This window comes from candidate division TA06 bacterium, from assembly GCA_016208585.1.
GTDB lineage: Bacteria > Edwardsbacteria > AC1 > AC1 > EtOH8 > UBA5202.
On sequence record JACQXR010000086.1, the window covers coordinates 1 to 4,958 of the forward strand.

A 4,958-nucleotide genomic window follows, 5' to 3' on the forward strand; every position below is an offset into this window, starting at 1 on the left:
AGCCAAAGGCCGTTATATTGCCCGGATGGACGCCCACGCAGTCTACGGCAAGGATTATTTAAAGAACTGTCTGGAGGTCATGGAAGCAACCAAAGCCGATAACGTGGGCGGCCCGGCGTTGTCGTTGCCGAGCAGTAAGACCGCCATGGCTCATTCCATCGTCCTGGCCCATTTAAGCCCGTTCGGCCTGGGCGGCGGAACGTTCCGCAACCCCAACGCCGAGGGTTGGGTGGAAACGGTCTGGCCAGGTTTCTATAGGCGCGAGGTTTTTGAAAAAGTGGGGTATTTGACTTTCAGCGTACCGCGGGCGGAGGATATAGAATTCAATGCCCGGGCAAGAGAAGCCGGGTTCAAGATATATTTATCGCCCAAAATAAAGTCGTATTATTACTGCCGCGATACTCTAAAAAAAATATGGATCCAGCGCTGGAGCGATGGCGTCAGCATTGCCAGGATCCTGAAAATAAATCCCAAAGCGCCGCGGCTGCGTCATTTCATTCCTCTGATCTTCATTTCTTCGCTGCTGTTGCTTTCCGCGCTGGCTCTAATATCAGCCCCGCCAGGTTCAATAAGTTTAACAAGTTTGAAAGGTTTAAACTTGTTCAACCTTTCCAACGTTTCAAACAGCATCGGCCTGGCGGCTACGCGTCTGCTGCTGCTGGAACTGCTGGCCTACTTCTCCGCTATGCTTCTGGCTGTCATACAAGCGGGCAAAACAAAGTTTACCGTTTACAGTTCAAAGTTTGAGAATGTTACCGGCCAAGATGGGAACCAACCGCAACCGGTCAACAACTTAACTGTAAACGGGCAAACCGTAAACGGCAAACAGGAGAACTCAACGTTAAACGGCCAAACTGTAAACTGCCCTTTGACACGGCTCAGGGCAAGTAAACAGCCGGACCCAACGCCAAACGTCCCAACTGTAAACGGCAAACGGTCGTTCGGCTCCCTTGCCCTGCTCCCCGTCGTCTTTGTTACCCTGCACTTCTCCTACGGACTGGGATCGCTCTGGGGGCTTATCTCACTGCCGTTATTCGTTAATAGGAAATTGGAAAACAGGTAATTGGGTGTATGGGACGCGGATTCCATTGCAACAATTTGTGGACCTTGGCGAAGACACAGGCAATAAAAACCGTTCTCCAAACATTGACTTTTGACCAAATAATGTATATAATGGTAATATACAATACAAAAATGGTGTCCGCATGATCGCTTACCCTCAGTTCAATGGTTTTGACGGGGATTCCGCCAACCGGGACAAGAACAAAAATAAGCATCAGGTTGAATGGTGGGAATGCGAGGAAGCTTTTTTCAACCAGCCGTTATACGTTCAATCCGATGCCGCTCATTCGCACCAGGAACCAAGATATTACGCCCTGGGCAAAACCGGCCAGGGGCGGCTGTTGTTCATTATTTTCACCAACCGCAGGTCAAAGATCAGGATCATTTCCGCCCGCGACATGCACAAAAAGGAAAGGCGCATTTACCATGAAAAAGCTCAAAAAGATTCCGGTATTTAAAACCCCCGGGGCCGAAGAGAAATTCTGGGCGGCGCACGATTCGGCCGATTATGTCGATTACACTACGGCCCGCCCGGCCCTGTTCACCAACCTCAAACCGTCCAGCCGCACCATCTCCATCCGTCTGCCCGAATCCCTGCTGGAAGCGCTGAAGCAGCTGGCCAACAAGCAAGATGTGCCATACCAGTCGATGCTAAAAATGCTGCTGGCCGACAAGGTCGGGGAAAAAATGCAGCTGAAATCCAGGTAACGCCCGCCTCTTACGGCAAAAGTCCAAAGCGGCGGGCCGTGTCCGGTATGTATGTAGTTGCCACTGAAAAAGACCCTTTTCCCGCGCTTGCGCCCCGCCAACGGCGGGGCTATAGCGCGCAGGCGCGAAAAACGCGAAAAACCACCGCTGTAGCCACCGCCGTTGGGCGGGGCAAACGGGGCAGGCACGAAAAAGAGAATTTCCATAACCTATTGATCACAAAATATGTTAAAGTAATATTCTGAATTCAACATTTCGCGCTTTTTCGAGTGTTTAGCCCCGCCATTGCCACCGCTTTGCAGGGCAAGCGGGGTAAACTGGGTTTTTCAGGGAGAACTATGTATGTATGTATGTAGAATGAATAATTCTTGGTGCCTGGGTGTGAGAAAAAATCTGCGCTAATCTGCGCCATCTGCGGATGGATAGGCCTGAATCCCCGATCAAGCCGGGAATGACGAACACGGGATTGCTTCATTTGCCGGGCATAATTGCCATCTCGCAATGACTCATTCCTTTAAAGGAAAGCCTGAAGCGCCTCTTGAGTCTCTGTGGCCAAGGCCTCCCATATAACCATTAACCTGATAACCAACGAATGCTAAGCTATCTTATCGTGCTGATAACCGCCTTGGCGGCCACCGTGATATTCCTGCCGCTGGCAAAAATAATGGGCCGGAGGATGAATATCTGGGACCATCCCGACGAATTGGGGATGCACCAAAACTCCACTCCCCGCAGCGGCGGCATCGCCATTATCTTCGGCATCTGGGTGGCCCTGGAGGCCTGCTGGCTGCTGTCCGGGCTGAACATGGGGGAGCGCCAGCTGGCGGCCATGGGGATCGGCAGCCTGGAATTGTTCATCATCGGATTATTAGACGACCTGCACGAGATCAAACCCCAGATCAAGGCTATCGGGCTGGTTGCGGCCGGCATTACCATCATGCTGGTCTCAAGACACCTGCCTTTAACCGGCTACGAGCGGCTGGATTTCATGCTGGGGATCTTTGTCCTGATCGCCGGAGCCAACGCCCTGAATTTTATGGACGGCATGGACGGCCTGGCCTCGGGGCTGACGGCCATCACCAGCCTGGGATTTCTGACCCTGGCCCTGCTGGCCGGCGATGTGATTCTGGCCTGCTGGGCGGCCATCCTGGCCGGGGCGGCCGGGGGCTTCTGGACCGTCAATAAACCGCCGGCCAAAATATTCATGGGCGACTCCGGCAGCCTGGTGCTGGGGGGGGCGCTGGGCTGGATGGCCCTGATGCTGGGTTCGCACGGCCCGGTTTTTCTGCTGGCGGCATTCATTCTGCTCTCCTGGCTGGTGATCGATGCCAGTCTAGCCATCATCCGCCGGATCGTTATGCATCGGGACATCTTTAGCGGCGACCGCCGCCACGTTTACGATCTGATGTATCATCGCTATGGATCGGTCTGGAAGATCAACCGCGTCATGTGTCTTTTCCAATTGATCTTCGTTCTGCTGGCGGTTTCGTCGCGGTACCTGCATTGGACAATTCCGGCCGGGCTGGCCCTGGTCCTGTGGCTGGGGATAGTATTCTGGATGATACGGCTGGGGATGTTTGCGCCGGTGGATCCAGGCGGAATTCCAATCACCAAAGAGGCCAAAAGCTGGAACCGGGATCCGATGGAGGAGTGAGAATACAACCAATACGGCCTGAAGGCAATACGTTTTACGAACGACCCGACAGTAAACAACGATGAATAAGCGATAAAACAAATGGGGTCTATTTAATGAAAAAACTTCTATCCGGCAACGAAGCTGTGGCCCGGGGAGCCTGGGAGGCCGGGGTCAACGTGGTGTCGGCCTATCCCGGCACGCCCTCCACCGAGATCCTAGAAAACCTGGCCAAGTGCAAGGAGATCTACGCCGAGCTGGCCACCAACGAAAAGGTAGGGCTGGAAGTGGCGGCCGGCGCTTCGTTCGCTGGGGCCCGGGCTTTAACCTGCATGAAGCACGTGGGATTGAACGTGGCGGCCGACCCGCTGTTCTCCATGGCCTACAGGACAACCGCTATTACGCCAAGATGGCTAAGATCCCCTGCCTGGAGCCTTCCGACTCCCAGGAATGTCTGGAGCTGACCAAGCTGGCCTTTGAGCTGTCGGAAAAGTTCGATACCCCGGTGCTGCTGCGCCTGACCACCCGCATCTCCCATTCCAAGGGGGTGGTGGAGCTGGGCGAAAGGAAGGAACACCAGCCTACCGGTTACGTCAAGAACATCGCCAAGAACATCACCATCCCGGCCCACGCCCGCAAGATGCACGCCAGGGTGGAGGAACGCCTGAAGAAACTGGCTGAATACGGAGAAAGTTTTTCATACAACAGGATAGAAAAGGGCGACAAAAAACCGGGGATCATCACCAGCGGCATATCTTACCAATATGCCAGGGATATATTCCCTCAAGCCTCCTACTTAAAACTGTCATTGACTTTTCCGCTTCCGGTCAAAAAGATCACCGACTTCATCAACTCGGTGGACGAAGTTTATGTGATCGAAGAGAACGACAGTTTTCTGGAAGAACAGATAAAAGCTTTGGGCTACAAGGTCTCCGGCAAAAACGCCTTTGAAAAGGAGATCACCGGAAAGTCCAAGGTTCCGATCATGGGAGAGCTGGATCCCACCGCGGTAGCCAGAAGTTTTGGCCTGCAAAAAGAGCCGGCCTACCAGAACATCACCGTCCCCGGCCGGCCGCCGGTGCTCTGCCCGGGCTGCCCGCACCGCGGGGTCTTCTTCGCCCTTAATAAACTGAAGCTGACGGTTACCGGAGACATCGGCTGCTACACCCTGGGGATGATGGACCCCTTAAACGCCATGGACACCGTGATCTGCATGGGCGGCAGCATCACCGCGGCCATGGGACTGGAGAAGGCCTTAGGGCCCGAAATGGCCCAGAAGACCGTGGCGGTGATCGGCGACTCCACTTTCTTCCACTCCGGAATCACCGGACTGATAGACATGGTCTACAACAATTCTAAAGGGACGGTGATCATACTGGACAATCGGATCACCGCCATGACCGGGCATCAGCAAAATCCCGGCACCGGCAAGACCCTGCAGGGGCAGGAAGCCCCGATGGTGGACCTGGAGCAGTTGGTGAAATCCTGCGGGGTCAAACATGTCCAGTTGATAGACCCCCTGAACCTGAAGGAGACCGAGGCGGCCGTCAAGGCG

At 54.3% G+C, this 4,958-nt stretch carries 4 protein-coding genes and 1 pseudogene; all 5 read left to right on the top strand.

Annotation, left to right across the window (positions count from 1 at the left end; all coding sequences use genetic code 11):
* Positions 1-1,063: glycosyltransferase (locus HY768_06570; GenBank protein ID MBI4726872.1), on the top strand; the 1,063-nt coding region annotated here is incomplete at its 5' end.
* Between the two features lie 142 nt (positions 1,064-1,205).
* Positions 1,206-1,520, top strand: a complete 315-nt coding sequence (locus HY768_06575) for a BrnT family toxin (protein ID MBI4726873.1) — start codon at positions 1,206-1,208, stop codon at positions 1,518-1,520.
* Positions 1,489-1,770 (top strand): BrnA antitoxin family protein, encoded by a 282-nt coding sequence (locus HY768_06580; protein MBI4726874.1) that lies wholly within the window; start codon positions 1,489-1,491, stop codon positions 1,768-1,770. The genes HY768_06575 and HY768_06580 overlap by 32 nt, the downstream gene beginning before the upstream one ends.
* 592 nt (positions 1,771-2,362) lie before the next feature.
* On the top strand, positions 2,363-3,424 hold the full coding sequence (locus HY768_06585; GenBank protein ID MBI4726875.1) for an undecaprenyl/decaprenyl-phosphate alpha-N-acetylglucosaminyl 1-phosphate transferase: 1,062 nt from the start codon (positions 2,363-2,365) through the stop codon (positions 3,422-3,424).
* 95 nt (positions 3,425-3,519) lie between these two features.
* Positions 3,520-4,958 (top strand): annotated as a pseudogene (locus HY768_06590) (indolepyruvate ferredoxin oxidoreductase subunit alpha).